This window comes from Desulfatiferula olefinivorans, assembly GCF_054657895.1.
The window spans coordinates 1-352 of sequence record NZ_BAAHXV010000130.1 but is presented as its reverse complement, the minus strand read 5'-3'; the positions used below and the strand labels follow the sequence as shown (position 1 = coordinate 352).

General features: G+C 48.9%; 1 protein-coding gene. It reads right to left on the bottom strand.

Annotated features, from left to right (window positions below; genetic code table 11):
- Nucleotides 1-352, bottom strand: a 352-nt coding sequence (locus ACYQ11_RS22175) for a reverse transcriptase domain-containing protein (RefSeq protein WP_459926017.1), incomplete at both ends; no start/stop codon positions are given.

Below are 352 nucleotides of genomic sequence, written 5' to 3'. Positions count from 1 at the left end.
TTCCATACCTGGATGAAAACGACTGAACCGCTGCATTCTGGTTTTCTCCGGTGCCACTGAAAGTTTGAATTTGTTCAGCCTCTCAGGCAGCTCTTGATAAAATCGCCCGGCCTCGTCTCGATACCTGAAGCCGCAGATGAAATCATCAGCATACCTGAGAATAAACGCTTCACCTTTACAGTGTTTCTTTACGCACTTTTGAAACCACAAATCCAGACCAAAGTGAAGATATACGTTTGCCAGTACGGGTGAAACGACTCCCCCCTGTGGTGTGCCGGACTCCGGATTCACGACGCTGCCGTCTGTGTCCAGTATCCCGGCCTTCAGCCATTTGTTGATCAGGTTAAGAAAG